At 64.9% G+C, this 16,432-nt stretch carries 16 protein-coding genes; 2 read left to right on the top strand and 14 right to left on the bottom strand.

The window, feature by feature from the left end; genetic code table 11:
- The first annotated feature begins 21 nt into the window (after window positions 1–21).
- Window positions 22–783: an alpha/beta fold hydrolase gene (locus ATE59_RS12205; protein WP_231737327.1), complete on the top strand. Its 762-nt coding sequence runs from the start codon at window positions 22–24 to the stop codon at window positions 781–783.
- Here the strand turns inward: ATE59_RS12205 and ATE59_RS12200 are convergent.
- Both ATE59_RS12200 and ATE59_RS12195 read right to left on the bottom strand, forming a co-directional pair.
- Window positions 728–1,771, bottom strand: a complete 1,044-nt coding sequence (locus tag ATE59_RS12200) for an alpha/beta fold hydrolase (RefSeq protein WP_058812621.1) — start codon at window positions 1,769–1,771, stop codon at window positions 728–730. The two genes, ATE59_RS12205 and ATE59_RS12200, sit on opposite strands and share 56 nt — an antisense overlap.
- Before the next feature lie 49 nt (window positions 1,772–1,820).
- A complete protein-coding gene (locus ATE59_RS12195) occupies window positions 1,821–3,209 on the bottom strand; it encodes a DEAD/DEAH box helicase (protein WP_058812620.1) in 1,389 nt (462 codons plus the stop codon).
- Window positions 3,210–3,528: 319 nt separating this feature from the next.
- Between ATE59_RS12195 and ATE59_RS12190 the strand changes: the two genes are divergently transcribed.
- Window positions 3,529–5,001 carry a glycerol kinase gene (locus ATE59_RS12190; RefSeq protein ID WP_058812619.1) on the top strand — a complete coding sequence of 491 codons (1,473 nt, stop codon included), beginning with the start codon at window positions 3,529–3,531 and terminating at the stop codon, window positions 4,999–5,001.
- A 33-nt stretch (window positions 5,002–5,034) separates the two neighbouring features.
- Here the strand turns inward: ATE59_RS12190 and rpmE are convergent, their stop codons facing one another.
- From rpmE to rpsB, 12 genes are all read right to left on the bottom strand, one after another.
- A complete protein-coding gene (gene rpmE / locus ATE59_RS12185) occupies window positions 5,035–5,262 on the bottom strand; it encodes a 50S ribosomal protein L31 (protein WP_003040127.1) in 228 nt (75 codons plus the stop codon).
- Window positions 5,263–5,401: 139 nt separating this feature from the next.
- Window positions 5,402–5,875, bottom strand: a complete 474-nt coding sequence (gene fabZ, locus ATE59_RS12180) for a 3-hydroxyacyl-ACP dehydratase FabZ (RefSeq protein WP_058812618.1) — start codon at window positions 5,873–5,875, stop codon at window positions 5,402–5,404.
- Window positions 5,876–5,881: 6 nt separating this feature from the next.
- Window positions 5,882–6,565, bottom strand: coding sequence for an OmpH family outer membrane protein (locus ATE59_RS12175; protein WP_058812617.1), 684 nt, complete (start codon window positions 6,563–6,565; stop codon window positions 5,882–5,884).
- Window positions 6,565–9,258, bottom strand: coding sequence for an outer membrane protein assembly factor BamA (bamA, locus tag ATE59_RS12170; RefSeq protein WP_003040136.1), 2,694 nt, complete (start codon window positions 9,256–9,258; stop codon window positions 6,565–6,567). Before bamA ends, ATE59_RS12175 begins: the two co-directional genes overlap by 1 nt.
- A gap of 73 nt (window positions 9,259–9,331) precedes the next feature.
- Complete coding sequence (rseP, locus tag ATE59_RS12165) at window positions 9,332–10,465, bottom strand: RIP metalloprotease RseP (protein ID WP_058812616.1); 1,134 nt, start codon at window positions 10,463–10,465, stop codon at window positions 9,332–9,334.
- Window positions 10,458–11,618: a 1-deoxy-D-xylulose-5-phosphate reductoisomerase gene (locus ATE59_RS12160; RefSeq protein WP_058812615.1), complete on the bottom strand. Its 1,161-nt coding sequence runs from the start codon at window positions 11,616–11,618 to the stop codon at window positions 10,458–10,460. Before ATE59_RS12160 ends, rseP begins: the two co-directional genes overlap by 8 nt.
- A gap of 1 nt (window position 11,619) precedes the next feature.
- Window positions 11,620–12,297 carry a phosphatidate cytidylyltransferase gene (locus ATE59_RS12155; protein ID WP_003040145.1) on the bottom strand — a complete coding sequence of 226 codons (678 nt, stop codon included), beginning with the start codon at window positions 12,295–12,297 and terminating at the stop codon, window positions 11,620–11,622.
- Window positions 12,298–12,300: 3 nt separating this feature from the next.
- Window positions 12,301–12,987: a polyprenyl diphosphate synthase gene (gene uppS / locus ATE59_RS12150; RefSeq protein ID WP_003040149.1), complete on the bottom strand. Its 687-nt coding sequence runs from the start codon at window positions 12,985–12,987 to the stop codon at window positions 12,301–12,303.
- 122 nt (window positions 12,988–13,109) lie between these two features.
- Entirely contained in the window at window positions 13,110–13,664 is a 555-nt protein-coding gene (frr, locus tag ATE59_RS12145; RefSeq protein WP_003040152.1) for a ribosome recycling factor, read from the bottom strand.
- Window positions 13,665–13,687: 23 nt separating this feature from the next.
- The gene (pyrH, locus tag ATE59_RS12140) at window positions 13,688–14,410 is read right to left on the bottom strand and encodes a UMP kinase (RefSeq protein ID WP_003040155.1); all 723 of its coding nucleotides are present in this window, start codon (window positions 14,408–14,410) and stop codon (window positions 13,688–13,690) included.
- Between the two features lie 115 nt (window positions 14,411–14,525).
- Window positions 14,526–15,452: a translation elongation factor Ts gene (tsf, locus tag ATE59_RS12135; RefSeq protein ID WP_003040157.1), complete on the bottom strand. Its 927-nt coding sequence runs from the start codon at window positions 15,450–15,452 to the stop codon at window positions 14,526–14,528.
- 130 nt (window positions 15,453–15,582) lie between these two features.
- On the bottom strand, window positions 15,583–16,392 hold the full coding sequence (gene rpsB, locus ATE59_RS12130; protein ID WP_003040161.1) for a 30S ribosomal protein S2: 810 nt from the start codon (window positions 16,390–16,392) through the stop codon (window positions 15,583–15,585).
- Window positions 16,393–16,432 lie beyond the last annotated feature (40 nt).

The following is a 16,432-nucleotide window of genomic DNA, read 5'->3' as shown; positions in this document are numbered from 1 at the left end:
AAACATGCCAAAGCCATGGGCATGAGCAGGATCAGCGGCCGCCCGGTCATCGGCACCGAACATCTTTATGGCCTCGCGCTTCGCACGGCGCGCTGGCGTAAAGGCAGCGCCGGGGTGCCGTTGCTGTTCCTCAACGGGATCGGCGCCGACATCGCCGCCGCGGCACCGCTGCTCGCGCAGATACATGGCCGCGAGGTGTGGACGCTCGACATGCCCGGCGTCGGCGGGTCGCCCGACGCAATCCTTCCCTACACCGCCCCGACAATGGCCGCGATCGTGATGGAGATTGCCGAACGCTTCGGTCACCCGCAGCTCGACCTTGCCGGCTTCAGCTGGGGCGGTGCGTTGGCGCAGCAGATCGCGGTGCAATTTCCGGCGCGCATCCGGCGCATGATCCTGATGGCAACGACGCCGAGCGTGGGGGCGCCGGGAATCGGCTGGGCCGCACTGCTCGACGACGACATGCTGGCGAGCGGACTGAAGCTTCCCACCGCCACGCCGCTTGGCCTGGCCTATCAGGCGATGGCGATGGCCGGCTGGACCAGTGCGCCTATGCTGCCGCAGCTCAAGAACATGCCGACGCTGATCCTGATGGGGCGGCGCGACGGCGTCGTGCCGGCGGCGCACGGCCAGGCGATCGCCGACCTGATCGACGGCGCGATACTGGAAGTCGTGCCGGGATCGCACCTTTTCCCCTTCACCCACGCCGCGAACACGGCGGCGCGGATCAGCGCTTTTCTAGAGCAGCCGGCAGAGGCGACGGCGGAGCAAGCCGCCGCGTAAGGAAATCCGCGATCGTCATCGCGGTGGCGTCGGGCGCTTCCTCCATCGGCAGATGGCCGACGCCGTCGAGCAGAACGACCTCCGATCCCGCAATCCGGTCGTGAAAGGTTAGCGCGGCGCTCGGGTTGATCAGCCGGTCCTGCTTGCCGAAAAGGATGAGCACCGGCACCTTTATCTCGCCGATCCGGTCGGCCATCGCGGGCTCGCGGTCGAGCGTGGCGCGCAGCGCCGTCGCCTCGCGATTGCCCGGAAAGCGGAGCAACTCCCAATAGCGGTCAACCATCGCATCATCGACGATGCTGGTTTTCGCGACCGATTGACGGAGCGACTTTTCGACCAGCGAGCGCGGCGTGATCTGTCCGGCGAGCCAGCGTCCGACCGGATTTTTGAGAAGCCGGAAGCCGAGATTTGATTCGGGCGCCTTTTCGCCTTTTCGCAGCGGCATGCCCGCCGCATCGAGCAACAGGAGCGCATCGACGCGCTCTGGTTCGGCAAGCGCATAGCGCCACGCGACCCAGCCGCCCATCGAATTGCCGCCCAGGATGAAATGATCGAGGCCGAGCTTGGCCGCCACCACATCAACCGCGGCAATCATCCCCGCAGCGCTGTAATCCTTGTCGGGCGTGCCGCCGGTCAGGCCATGCCCCGGCAGATCGAGCGTCACGATCCGGTAATCGCCGCCGAGCCTTTTGACGAGCGGTTCCCACGTCTGGAGGCTGCTGTTCGACCCGTGGAGCAGCACGATGGCGCGGCCGTCGCGCCTGCCCTGATCGCGATAATGGATTCGCTGCCCTGCCGGCCCCGCCGCGAAGCTCGCGTCGGGGCCGCCATATTTGGCGATCATGGCATCGCGGTCGGTGTCGGGCGTGCGCAGCGCAAGGAAGATCGCGGCGATGACGAGCAACACCGCCAGCGGGATGAGCACCCGCTTGCGGCGGAAGAGCGGCCGCCGCGGCGGCAGCGGTTCATATTCGTCGTCGTCGATCATCGTCCGTCCCCTCGACCCGCGCGCAAACCTAGCGTGCCGGGGGCGGGCGTCAACCGACCCGCTTCACCGATCCCTTGTGCGCCCCGACCCCGCCGCGCGGACGAAAGCGACGCTTGCGCTGCGGCTGTGCGCCGTCGCCGGCCGCTGCCTCGCGGCGCGGGCCGCGATGGCCGCCGTCGCGCGAACCGCCCTCGCCATGCCCCTTGCGGCGCTGCGCATCGTCGCGCTGGCGCTGCGGGTCACGACCCTTGCTGCCGGTGTCGCGCGGCGGCTGTGCCGGCTTGGGCAGATTGCGAACCATCTCGCCGAAATTGTCGGGCAGCTTCGCCGGCTCGGCCTGGGTCCGCGTCACGCGTTCGATATCGCGCAGATAGGGGCGCTCGTCAGGCGCGACAAAGCTGATCGCAACACCCTCCGCCCCGGCGCGCGCGGTGCGGCCGATGCGATGAACATATTGTTCGGGGACGTTCGGGATCTCGAAATTGATCACATGGCTGACCCCCGACACGTCGATGCCGCGCGCCGCAATGTCGGTCGCGACGAGCAAACGGACCTGACCCGAACGGAACGCCTGCAGCGCGGTCGTGCGCTGCGCCTGGCTCTTGTTGCCGTGGATCGCAAAGGCCTCGATGCCCGCGCCCTTTAAATGGCGGACGACGCGATCGGCGCCGTGCTTCGTGCGCGTAAAGATCAGGGCGCGGTCGATGTCCTCGGTGCGTAACACATGGTGGAGAAGCGCCTGCTTTTCCTTCTGCTCGACGAAGGTCACGCGCTGGCGAATCTTTTCAGCAGTCGTCGCCTGCGGCGCGACCGACACGGTGACCGGATCGTTCAGGAACTGATCGGCAAGGCCCGCAATCTCCTTCGGCATCGTCGCCGAGAAGAAGAGATTCTGGCGCCGCGACGGCAGCAGCTTGGCAACACGGCGCAGCGAATGGATGAAGCCCATGTCCATCATCTGGTCGGCTTCATCGAGGACGAAGATTTCGACATCGTCCATGCGCAGCGCGCGCTGATCGATCAGGTCGAGCAGGCGGCCCGGGGTGGCGACGAGAATATCGACGCCCTGCGCAAGGTCACGAATCTGCTTGTTGATCGGCACGCCGCCGAACACGGTCGAAACGCGCAGCTTGGTGAAACGACCATAGTCGCGGCAGCTCTGCGCAATCTGCGCCGCGAGCTCGCGCGTCGGCGCCAGCACCAGCATGCGGCAGCCGCGCGGATTGGCGCGATGCGGATAGGTCAGCAGATGGTGGATCGACGGCAGCGAGAAACCGGCCGTCTTGCCAGTACCCGTCTGCGCGATGCCACACAGATCGCGGCCCTTCATCAGCGGCGGGATCGCCTGCGTCTGGATCGGGGTCGGGGTTGTATAATCCTTGGCGGCAAGCGCGCGATTGATGTCGGCGTGCAGGCCAAAGTCGTTGAAACTTGTCATAACATACTCACAATGGGCGACGCGCACAGCGCCCGTTCGCATCGAACGGACGGCGCACGGCCGCGGGTTCGAAACGACCCGCGTGAAAGGGTGCCTCAAGGGACAAAGCGCGGTGCCGGCTCGTCCCGCGCCTGCTTTGGGCGGGAAAATCACGCTGCCGGTGGTTGCGGCGGTGAAGTCCGCCATGCTGCGCTGCACAAGCATATGGCGAATATTACGCGAAATTGCAAGATGATTGCTCGGGCCGGGATTGCCCCCCACGCCGGTTCGTGCTGATCTTGTTCCTGCAAGACCGAATGAAGGGGAGAGCCGGAGCGCCATGCCGGAAAAGATTATCGTCATCGACGAAGGCACGACATCGACCCGCGCCATGCTTTTCGACGCGAGCGGCACGCCGCTCGGCAGCGCGCAGCGCGAGTTTCGCCAGCATTATCCGGGCCCCGGGCTCGTCGAACATGATGCCGAGGAAATATGGCAGGCGACCCTCGCGTGCACGCGCACGATGATCGACAAGGCCGGCGGCGCGGCCAATATTGCCGCGATCGGCATCACCAACCAGCGCGAAACGATCGTGTTCTGGGACCGGACGACCGGCCGGCCGCTCGCCCCCGCAATCGTGTGGCAGGATCGGCGGACCGCCGCCGATTGCGCGAAGCTCAAGGAGGCCGGGCACGAACCGGCGGTGCAGGCCAAGAGCGGCCTGCTGCTCGATCCCTACTTTTCCGGCAGCAAGATCGGCTGGGCGCTGCGCAACTGGCCGCAGTTGGCCCCGGCGGGCGATCGGCTCGCCGTCGGGACGATCGAATCCTATCTCGTCTATCGCCTGACCGGCGGCGCGCATGTGACCGACGCGACCAATGCCTCACGCACGCTGTTGATGGCGATCGACGGCGATGGGGGCTGGGACGGCGGCCTGTGCGACCTGTTCGGCGTTCCCATGCGACTGCTGCCCGAAATCGTCGATTGCACTGCCACGGTCGGCACCACCGACCCGGAGCTGTTCGGCGGCGCGATCCCGATTGCGGGGATGGCGGGCGACCAACAGGCGGCAACGATCGGCCAGGCCTGTCTGGAACCGGGACAGACCAAGGCAACCTTCGGCACCGGCGCCTTCATCCTGTCGGCGAGCGGCACGGAACGGCCGCATTCGGCCAACCGGCTGCTCGCGACGATATTGGTTCAGGAAAACGGGCGCCGCAGCTATGCGCTCGAAGGGTCAGTATTCGTGGCGGGAAGCCTGATAAAGTGGCTCCGTGACGGCCTCGGCCTGCTTGCGAACGCAGGTGAGAGCGAGGCGCTGGCCCGCTCGGTTCCGGATAATGGCGGTGTCTATCTGGTCCCCGCGCTTGCAGGACTGGGTGCACCGCACTGGCGACCCGATGCGCTCGCTGCAATATCGGGGCTGAGTTTCGCGAGTGGCAAGGCGCATGTCGCCCGCGCCGCGCTGGAAGCGCAGGCCTATCAGGCGCATGATCTGAAAGCCGCCTTCGCGGCCGACGGCGTCGATTGGGCCGATCTGCGGATCGACGGCGGCATGGCGGCGAACGACTGGATGGCGCAGGATCTGGCCGACATGCTCGCCTTGATCGTCGAGCGACCCGAATTTGTCGAGAGCACCGCCCTCGGCGCCGCGATGCTGGCGGCCTGCGGCGCAGGACTCTACCCCGACCTCGCCACCGCAGCGGGGACGATGCGCGGGCGTGCGACACGCTTCATCCCGGCGTTGAACGACGCGCAACGCAAAACGCGCCTTGCCGGCTGGCAAAGCGCGCTCGCGAAAATCTTGACCTGATCTTCGCCCCCGACTTCGCGGGGGCGACGTCGATCAGCGCTTGAGGGTAAGGCCACCGAAGCGCTTGTTGAACTTGGCGACCTGGCCGCCCTGATCGAGCAGGCGCTGGTTGCCGCCGGTCCACGCCGGGTGCGCGGTGGGGTCGATTTCGAGCGTCATCACGTCACCTTCGCTGCCCCAGGTCGAGCGCGTCTGATATTCGGTGCCGTCGGTCATCTTGACCGTGATCATGTGATAGGCCGGATGGATGTCTTTTTTCATGTCTTAAGCTCCTGTGCCGCTGGTTTCCGACCAGCGGCGTGAGTCGGTACGATCCCCGCAGGGGGCCGCGAAGCGGCTGCCCCTAACGACGAACGGAAGGAATTGCAACCCGCCGCATGGCCGGGCGGGCGCGTATCATTCAATCGCTCGGCGGATCGGCGATCATTGCGGTGAACTGGCATTCGGTTGCCAGTTGATCGCCCAGCATCGCCCGGCCTTCGAACTTACAGATGTTCCGCTTGGCCTGCAGGATCTTGACGTGCAGGTCGAGCAGATGGCCCGGCTCCACGGGTTTGCGGAACTTAACCCCGTCGATCCCCATGAAATAGACAAGCTTGCCCGACCCTGCGAGTCCCAGCGATTCAATCGCGAGCACCCCGCCCGCCTGCGCCAGCGCCTCGATAATGAGGACGCCGGGCATGATCGGCCGGCCGGGAAAATGACCCTGGAAAAAGGGCTCGTTGATCGTGACCGCCTTCACCGCATGGATGCTGGTGTCGCGGACCATCGATTCGACGCGGTCGACGAGTAGCATCGGGTAACGATGCGGAAGCAGACTCAGGATCCGGCGGATATCCGCCGGACCCATCGTCTTGTCATCGCTGTCGGTCATGCGCGCTTAGCGGGTGACCGGCGGCGTGCCGCCCGACGCGGCCGGCTGGGCAGCTGCGGCGGCGCGTGCCTGGTCCATCGCCTGCTGGTTCTTCTGCTGCACGAGCTGGCCGGGCTTGTAACCCGCCGGCGGCGTGATCGACACGTTCGGCAGAATGCGGTTAAGTTCGGTAACGACCGCATCGGTGATGTCGGTGCTCGGGTCGCGCGCCAGCACGGCGTCGGGCTGCAGCAGCAGGTCGACCTTCTTGGCGGTCATCGCGGCGCGGATCGCCTCGTTCATGCGAACGCTGATCTGATCCTCGACATAGGCGATCGCGAGGTCGACGGGTTCGCCGATCTTGTTAAGCTCGGCGGAAGCCGACTGGCGCTTGTCCTGCACGGCCTTGGCAGCGGCCTGGAGCGCAGCCTGATTCTGCGGCGCCTTCTTCGCTTCTTCATTATATTTCGCCACCAGCACGTTCAGTTCGGCCTGCAGCGTCTGACCGCGGGTTTCCTGCTGGTCGATCTGTGCCTTGTAGGTCGTCTGGATCTGCTGCGATGCGACAGTGAAGGCGTTCGAACGCGAGGCCGCAACGCGAACGTCGGCGAGCGCGACCGATTTTGCCTGTGCAATGGCCGGAGCCGACAGAAGCGGCGAAACCGAAAGCGCGGCAATGGCGAGCGCCGAAGCGGCAATAATTTTCTTCATCAGAATTGTGTTCCTACATTGAATGAGAAGCGTTTCGTATCGTCACCCTCTTCTTTGCGGAGGGCGTAAGCGAAGTCGATCCGGAAAGGACCAAACGGAGAGTTCCAGTTGACGCCAGCGCCAATCGCGACGCGCGGTTTCCAGCTGTCGCCCAGATAGCGTTCCTCGAATGGTGCGAGCGGCGTGAAGCCGTTGGTGGCGTCGCAAGTGGTATATTGCCCAGTCGGCGTCACCACACCGGTCGTTGTGTCGGTGACGACGGTCTGACTCGCAAAGGTCGTCGCGCCGGTCGAGGCATTACGGCAAAGATATTTGGTGATACCATCGGCCGGGTCTCTGAAATCGGCCAGCGTTGTCAGCGTCGGGCGCTTAACGCCCCAGACCGACCCGAAGTCGAGGAATACCGACGGGCGAAGGCCAAGCTCCTTGGCGCCGCTGCCGAGCGGAATATCGACCTCAAACCGCCCCTTGTAATAGGCGCGTCCGCCCAAGGCGTCGTCGACGCGGGCATTGTCCGACGTGTCGAGGATCGGGTTCATGGGATCGGTCAGATCGACATTGCCGTAGCGCACGACGCGGGGGCCGACGCCGCGGATGTCGAAGCCGCGCAGTTGCGGTTCGCCAAGGAAAAAGCGGTCGGTCAAACGCACCTTGTCGCTGGTCGGCGACGGAGCATCGCCAAGGGGATAGATATAGCCGCCTTCGGCCGAGATGTTCAGGATGAACTTGCTGCCGAGGTTGAAATGCTTGCTCGCCGTCGCGGTCGTCCGGACATACCGAACACTGCCGCCGAGGCCGGCAAAATCCTGTCCCAGCGTGAAGGACTGACCGCGCGTCGGGCGCAGGCGGTTGTCGCGATCGTCATAGGCGATGGTGTAGCCGACGAGCGACGTCGTGCGCTTGCCGATCGCGTCGCAAAGATAGCGGCCGGCGACCAGCGGGTCGCAATTGCCCCCGAAATAATAGAGATTCTTGTCGAGCGTCACATCGTCGAGATTGAGGCTGTAGCGACCGAACACCGACATGAATTCGGTAAGCGGAACGCCCATATTGACTTGGAAACCCGTCGTAATCTGCTGGAAGGTCGTCTGGCGGTTGTTGTTGATGAAGTTGAACGAGTTGAGGTCGCGGCGATAGATGCTGCCGCCAAGCGAGATGTTGCGGTCGAACAGATAAGGCTCGGTGAAACCAAGCTCTACCGACTTCGAATAGCTCGAATAATTGACCGATGCCTGAAGCTGCTGGCCGAGACCGCGGAAGTTGCGCTGGCGGATCGACGCCTGGAGCAGAAAATTCTCGATCGACGAGAAACCAGCGGAAAGCGACAATTCGCCTGTCGGCTTTTCTTCGACATTGGTTTCGAGGATGATGCGATCTGGGGTCGAGCCTTCCTTGCGCTCGATCTCCAGCTTGTCCTGGAAATAGCCAAGGCTGTTCAGGCGGTTCTCGGTGCGCTTGACCCCGAAGCTGTTGAAGGCGTCACCTTCGTTGAGGCGAAACTCGCGGCGCACCACCTTGTCATGCGTCAGCGTATTGCCGTTGACGTCGATGCGCTCGACATAGGTGCGCGGGCTTTCGCCGACGTCGAAAGTGATCGCCATCGTCCGCGTTTCGGGATCGCGGCGGAATTCGGGATTGATGTCGGCGAAGGCATAGCCGAAGAGGCCGGCGGTTTCGCTCAGGCTTTCCACTGTATCTTCCACAAGCTTGGCGTCGTACCAGTCGCCCGTCTTCATCGGCAGCAGGCGCTTCAGCGTCTCCGGCTTGAAGTCGCGCAGCTGGCTCTTCACGTCGATGTCGCCGAATTTGTAGCGCTCGCCCTCCTCCACCACATAGGTGATGATGAAGTCCTGCTTGTTGCTGGTCAGCTCCGCCACCGCCGAAATCACGCGGAAGTCGGCATAGCCGTGCTGGAGATAGAAGAGGCGCAGCTTCTGCTGATCATAGGCCAGACGATCGGGATCGTAGGTCGTGTTCGACGACAGGATATTGCCGAGGCTGGCCTGCTTCGTCGCCATTTCGCCGCGCAGTTCGCCGTCGCTGAACTGTTCGTTGCCGATGATGTTGATCTGGCGGACCTTCGACTTCGGCCCTTCGTCGATCTCGAACACCACATCGACGCGGTTCTGGTCGAGCTGGACCATCTTGGGATCGACGGTCGCGGCGAAGCGGCCCTGCCGCTTGTAGAGTTCGATGATACGCGCGACGTCGGCGCGGACCTTCGAGCGGGTGAAAATCTGCCGCGGCGCAAGCTTGATCTCGGGCCGGATCTTGTCTTCCTTCAGCCGCTTGTTGCCTTCGAGGATGACGCGGTTGATGACGGGGTTTTCCGTCACCTGGATCGTCAGCGCGCCATTGTCGTCGCTGATCTGATAATCCTTGAACAATTCGGTCGACGCCAGATCCTTGAGTGCCTGGTCGAGTACCGAACGGTCATAGGGCTGCCCCACGCGCAGGCGCAGATAGGAGAGGATCGTCTGCGCCTCGAGCCGCTGGTTGCCGACGACGGTGATCGTCTTGATCGTCGCCGCGGTCGGTGCCGCCTCGGTCGGCGGAACGGGCAGTGTCGATGTCACCGGCGGCGGGGCGACCTGCGCCAGCGCCGCAACCGGCCACGCCAGCATCGACCCGGTCAAAAGCACCGCGGTCAGTCGCGTCCGTGCCGAAAATTTCTGTGAAGCCACACCGTTCATCCCGCAAAAATCCGTATCCCTGCGCCCAGGTCCCGCTCCGGCCCAAGTGCGCGCTCTCCCTGCCTTAGTCTGGCTATCCAATCAAGCGGGCGATCCTGTCCCAAACGCCAATTGAGCCCAAATCGTTGAAAGTCACGACCAGCATCAACGTCACGATCACCGCAAAACCGAATCTGAACGCCCACTCCTGCGCCTGCGGCGGCGCCGGCCGCCGCCGAATTGCTTCATAGCCGTAGAAAAGCAGATGGCCACCATCGAGCATGGGCAATGGCAACAGATTTATGAACCCCAGATTGATGGAAACGAACGCGACGAAGAAGATCAGGCTGGAAAGCCCCAGCGTCGCCATCTCGCCCGATTGTTTCGCGATCTTGAGCGGGCCGCCCATTTCCTTGACCGACCGCTGCCCGGTGAGGAATTGCCCCAATATATCCCCGGTCAACCGCACGATACCCCAGGTCTGGGCCGCGCCAGCCTGAACGGCCGCGAGCGGATTGACAGGTTCCAAGGCAATCTCACCCGATCGGATGCCGATCACCGCGCGTTCGCCCTTGTTGCCGAAGCGATCGGTTTCGGTGATGACGCGCGGCCGCAGCAGCACATCGATGCGTTCGCCGCCGCGCTGGATCGCAAGCTCGGCGGGTTTGCCAAGGTCGAAGGCCACGGCCATCGGAATGTCGTCGAATTTCTCGATCGCGCCGCCGTTGATCGCCACGATCCGGTCGCCGACCCGCAGACCGGCGGCTTCGGCCGCGCTGCCCGGCTCCACCGCGCCAACGACGGGGGGCGTCGTCGGCACGCCATAAGCCATGTTGAAGGCGGCAAAGATCGCGATGGCGAACAGGAAGTTGGTCACCGGCCCGGCGAGGACGATCAGCGCGCGTTTCCAGACCGGCTGCGCGGGAAAGCTGTGCGAGCGTTCTTCGGCGGGCATATTGTGCCAGTTGGCGTCGGGCTGGCTCACCGCATCGCGGTCGCCCGCGAACTGGACATAGCCGCCAAGCGGCAGCCAGCCGATCTTCCATTCGGTGCCGCGCTTGTCGGTCCAGCCGAGGATCTTGCGCCCGAAACCGATCGAAAAGGTGTCGGCTTTTACGCCGCACCAGCGGCCGACGATGTAATGGCCATATTCGTGCACGAACACGAGCGGGCCGAGCACGACCAGAAACGCAAGAATGGTGAACAGGAAACCGGGCGACTCAAGCATGTTCGAGTTGGTCCACAAAATGCTGCGCGGCCGCGCGGGATGCGGCGTCGACGCTGAATATGTCCTGAAGCGCGCCCGGCACGGCGGGCGCATCGGCGTCGAGGACGCGCTTTACCGTGTCGATGATTGCCGGAAAGGATATCCGCCCCGCAAGGAAAGCGGCGACCGCCACCTCGTTGGCGGCGTTGAGCTGCGCCGGCCGCGCGCCGCCCTCGGCGATCGCGGCACGGCAGAGCGCCGTTGCCGGAAAGCGTGCTTCGTCGGGCGCTTCGAAATCGAGCCGCGCGATGGCGGCAAGATCGAGCGGCGCGCACGGCGTCGCCATACGCTGCGGCCAAGCGAGCGCGCTCGCGATCGGAATGCGCATATCGGGCGATCCAAGCTGCGCCAGCGTCGAACAATCGACATATTCGACGAGGCTGTGGATCACCGATTGCGGGTGAACGAGGATTTCGATCCGGTCGAGGCCGACGGGAAAGAGATGATGCGCCTCGATCAGTTCGAGGCCCTTGTTCATCATCGTCGCCGAATCGACGCTGATCTTGGCGCCCATCGACCAATTGGGATGCGCGACCGCCTGCGCCGGGGTGACGCGCGCCATCGCCTCGGCCGACATGGTGCGGAACGGGCCGCCGCTCGCGGTCAGAATGATGCGTCGCACCTGATCAAGGCGCCCGCCCGCCAGGCACTGAAAGATCGCATTATGTTCGGAATCGACCGGCAGGATCGTCGCGCCGGACCGCTGCGCCGCCGCGATCATCAACTCGCCCGCCGACACCAGCGATTCCTTGTTCGCGAGCGCCACGTCGCACCCGGCTTCGATCGCCGCCATCGTAGGCGCGAGCCCGGCGGTCCCGACAATCGCGGCGAGTACGAGATCGGCCGGCAACCGCGCAGCGTCGACCAATGCGTCGGCGCCCGCCGCCACGCCGATATGCGTGTCCGCCAGCGCCGTCTTGAGTTCGTCATGACGCGCGGGATCGCCGATCACGGCGACTTCGGGGGTGAACTCGCGCGCCAGACGCGCCAGTTCGGCAACGTCGCTGTTGGCGCTGAGCACGACGATCTGCCACGCGTCGCGGTCGCGGCGTACGAGGTCGAGGGCCGATTGCCCGACCGAACCCGTTGCGCCAAAGACCGAGAGGCGGCGCATGTCAGCCGGCCGCCCGGACCGCGATCTGGCCCGCGACGGCGAGCGCACCGAGAATGAGCGCGACCGGCAGCAGGCCGTCGACGCGGTCGAAAATGCCGCCATGCCCCGGAATCAGCTTGCCCGAATCCTTGACCCCGGCGCGGCGTTTCATCCAGCTTTCGCCAAGGTCGCCGAGCTGCGCGAGGAGGCCCATGAACAGGCCGATCCACAGCGGGACACCGATAATCTGGCCGCGGTCACCGATCGTCGCGCTGGCAATCAGCGCCGCGATCATGCCGCCGACGAGCCCCGACCAGGTTTTCGAAGGGCTGATCGTCGGCGCGAGCCGCGCGCCGCCAAAGGCGCGTCCGGCAAAATAGGCGCCGATATCGGTCGCCCAGACCATGCCGAACACCCACAGCGCCGCCGTCATTCCCAGATTCTGCCGGATATACCAGAGCCCGCCGATCGCCCCGATGACGAGCAGCAACCCGAGCGCCGAGAAGGCCGCCTTGCCGCCGCTGCCGAGCCCCATCGCGCGGACGAGCTGGAACCATTCGACTAGCAGCAGCGCGCCGCCGACGAGCAGCAGCAGGCCGAAGGCGATGCCGCCGAACCACAGAGCGGTGCCGGCGATCGCGAACAGGATGATCGCCGACCCGATGCGCACCCACAGATCCGACTTCGCTGCGCCCGCCATGCCTTATAATCCTCCGAAACGGCGCTCGCGCGCCGCAAAATGATCGAGCGCCGCCTTGAGGTCGGCGGGTTTGAAATCGGGCCATAGCCGATCGGTAAAATAAAGCTCGGCATAAGCCGCCTGCCACAGCAGGAAATTCGACAGCCGCACTTCGCCGGAGGTACGGATCAACAGGTCGAGCGGCGGCATGTCGGCGGTGTCGAGATGCGCCGCGATCGTCTCGGCGCTGATCTCGCCTTCCGCCGCGGCGGCCTTTGCCGCCCGCACCAGTTCATCCTGCGCGCCATAATTGAGCGCGACCGCCAGCGTGGTGCGCCGGTTATGCGCGGTGCGCGCGATCGCATCCTCGATCAGTGCGACGACATCGGGCGCGAGCGCGCGCCAATCGCCGATGATCTTGAGCCGCACATCATTGGCGGCAAATTCGTCGATATCGCTGACGATGAACCGCTTGAGCAGGCCCATCAGATCGCTGACCTCGTCCTCGGGCCGCTTCCAGTTTTCGGACGAAAAGGCATAGAGGGTCAGCGCCTCGATCCCCAGGTCGCCGGCCGCACGCACGATCGTGCGCACCGCCTCGACCCCCGCGCGATGACCGGCGATGCGCGGCAGGTGGCGCTTCTTGGCCCAGCGGCCGTTGCCATCCATGATGATGGCGACATGGCGGGCACCGTGATGCGTTTCGGACACCGGAAAAGCCTAAGACTCCGTTCGCCCTGAGCCTGTCGAAGGGCCGTTCTTTGCTGGGCAAGAAAAGGACGGGGCTTCGACAGGCTCAGCCCGAACGGCCGAGAGGGTAGCGCGGAGGAGCACTAGCCCAGAATTTCCTTTTCCTTCGCCGCCGCCGCCGCATCGATTTCGGCGATCGTCGCGTCGGTCAGCTTCTGCACTTCGGTTTCGGCGCGCTTGCGCTCGTCCTCGCTGATTTCCTTCTTCGCCTCGTCCTGCTTCAGATTGTCCATGCCGTCGCGGCGGACGTTGCGAGCGGCGACGCGCGCCTTTTCGGCATATTGCCCGGCAAGCTTCGACAATTCCTTGCGGCGTTCCTGCGTCATTTCGGGGATCGGCAAGCGGAGAAGCTGACCATCGACGATCGGGTTGAGGCCGAGCCCGGCCGAGCGGATCGCCTTGTCCACCGGGCCGACGTTCGACTTGTCCCACACCTGCACCGCCAGCATGCGCGGTTCGGGCGCGCTAACCGAGGCGACCTGGTTGAGCGGCATATGGCTGCCGTAGACCTCGACCGTCACCGGATCGAGCAGCGCCGAATTGGCGCGGCCGGTGCGCAGCCCCGCAAGGTCGTGCTTCAGCGATTCGACCGCGCCGTGCATGCGGCGCTCCAGGTCGGCCTTGTCATATTTCGCCATCTGTCTTTCCTCTCTTGATCGTTTCAGGCCGCGCCGCCGACCACGGTGGCGACGCCCTCGCCGGCCAGCACCCGCGCCAGATTTCCGGCTTCGCGAATATTGAACACGACGATCGGAATATTGTTGTCGCGGCACAAGGCCACGGCGCTCGCGTCCATCACCTTCAGATTGTCGGCGAGGACACGGTCATAGCTCAGGCTGTCGTAGCGCACCGCGCTCGGATCCTGTTTCGGATCGGCGTTATAGACGCCATCGACGCTGGTGCCTTTCAGCAACGCATCGCATTTCATTTCCGCCGCGCGCAGCGCCGCGCCGCTGTCGGTCGTGAAATAGGGCGCACCGACGCCCGCGGCAAAGATGACAACGCGGCCCTTTTCGAGGTGGCGTTCGGCGCGGCGGCGGATCACCGGTTCGCACACCTTGTCCATCTCGATCGCCGACTGGACGCGGGTCTGGACGCCGAGCTGCTCGAGCGCATTCTGCATGGCAAGCGCGTTCATCACCGTCGCCAGCATGCCCATATAGTCGGCCTGCGCGCGGTCCATGCCCTTCGCCGCCCCCGCCATGCCGCGAAAGATATTGCCGCCGCCGATGACGAGGCAGATTTCGAGGCCGCGATCCTTCGCTTCCTTGACCTCGGCCGCCATGCTCGCGACCGTTGCGGGATCGATCCCGAAGGGCGTCGGCCCCATCAGCGCCTCGCCCGACAATTTGAGCAGGATGCGTTTCATGCCGGGCAATGCCATGTCGGGGGGAACCTCTTGCAAACTCGTAATATGCGAATGGCGCGCACCCTAGAGAGAGTGCGCGCCATTGCCAAGCGGACTGCGGCGCCGCAGGCGCAGCAATCCGGTTCTTCTTTTAGACGCCCGCGGCGGCGGCGACTTCGGCGGCGAAGTCGCTCTCTTCCTTCTCGATGCCTTCGCCGAGCTGGAAGCGGATGAAGCCGGTCAGCGTGATCGTCGCGCCGACATCCTTGCCCGCAGCGGCAACGACTTCGGCGACCGGCGTCTTGCCGTCCATCACGAAGAGCTGCGACAGCAGCGCATTTTCCTTGCGGAACTTGGCGATCGACCCATCGACCATCTTCGCGACGATCTCGGCCGGCTTGCCCGACTGGGCCGCCTTTTCTTCCGCGATCGCCCGTTCGCGCGCGACGAGATCGGCGTCGAGATCGTCGCCGTTCAGCGCCAGCGGGTTGGCGGCGGCGACATGCATCGCAAGCTGCTTGGCCAGCGGTTCGAGAACGTCGGCGCCAGCGGTCGATTCGAGCGCGACGAGCACGCCGATCTTGCCCATGCCCGGCGCCGCGGCATTGTGGACATAGCCGGTCACGACGCCCGAGTTCACCGACAGGATCGCGGCGCGGCGCAGCGACTGATTCTCGCCGATCGTGGCGATGTTGTTGGTGAGCTGTTCGGCGACCGTGCCACCCGTCGGGTAGCCGGCGGCGGCGAGCGTTTCGATGTCGGTGATGCCTTCGGCGAGCGCGACCTGCGTCACGTCGCGAACGAACGCCTGGAACTGTTCGTTCTTGGCAACGAAATCGGTTTCGCTGTTGACTTCGACGACGGCGCCCTTGGTGCCGTCGGCGGCAACGCCGACCAGACCTTCGGCGGCGACGCGGCCGGCCTTCTTGGCGGCGGCGGCAAGGCCCTTGGTGCGCAGCCAGTCGATCGACGCTTCGATGTCGCCGTTGTTTTCGGCAAGCGCCTTCTTGCAGTCCATCATGCCTGCGCCGGTGCGGTCGCGCAGTTCCTTGACGAGAGCGGCCGTAATTTCAGCCATCGGATGTTCCTTTCAAAAGGGCGGGCGCAATCGGGCCCGCGGGACGCCCGCGCGCATGGCGGGGCGATAAGTCAAAGGGATGACAGGGGCGACCGCCGGTCGGCGCGCCGCCCCGTCATGCCGCACGGGCTCAGGCGTCGGCCTGGCGCTCGGTTTCGGCAGCCGCTTCGGCCGGGACTTGTTCGTCCTCGGTCAGCACGGGCTCGGCAACGGGTTCGACCGCCGCACCCAGATCTTCGCCGCGATCGGCGCGGGCCTGCTGGCCGCCGCGGGTCGCCGCCTGGGCAACCGCTTCGCAGTAAAGACGGATCGCGCGCGCCGCATCGTCGTTCGCCGGAACGGGGAAAGCGATGCCATCGGGCGAGACGTTCGAATCGAGGATCGCGACGACCGGGATGCCAAGGACGTTGGCTTCCTTGATCGCCAGCTCTTCCTTGTTCGCGTCGATCACGAACATCACGTCGGGAATGCCGCCCATGTCGCGGATGCCGCCGAGGCTGAGCTCGAGCTTGTCGCGTTCGCGGGTCTTGTTGAGCACTTCCTTCTTGGTCAGACCCGAGGTGTCGCCCGAAAGCTGTTCTTCGAGCGACTTGAGGCGCTTGATCGAGTTCGAGATCGTCTTCCAGTTGGTGAGCATGCCGCCCAGCCAGCGGTGGTTGACGAAGTGCTGACCCGAAGCGCGGGCCGCATCGGCGATCGGGCCCTGCGCCTGGCGCTTGGTGCCGACGAACAGCACCTTGCCGCCGGCGGCCGAGGTCGACGAGATGAAGTCGAGCGCACGCGCGAAAAGCGGCACGGTCTGCGACAGGTCGAGGATGTGGATGCCGTTGCGCGCGCCGAAGATATACGGCTTCATGCGCGGGTTCCAACGGTGGGTCTGGTGGCCGAAGTGGGCGCCAGCTTCGATAAGATTCTGCATCGTGACGACAGGAGCCGCCATAGTCTTTCTCCTTCCGGTTAGTCCTCTGAAAGGCAAGAAC

Origin of the sequence: Sphingopyxis sp. A083 (assembly GCF_001468495.1) — a bacterium.
In the GTDB taxonomy this organism is placed as follows: Bacteria; Pseudomonadota; Alphaproteobacteria; order Sphingomonadales; family Sphingomonadaceae; genus Sphingopyxis; species Sphingopyxis terrae.
Note: the sequence above shows the minus strand (reverse complement) of the source record. Positions and strands in the feature narration are given on the sequence as shown.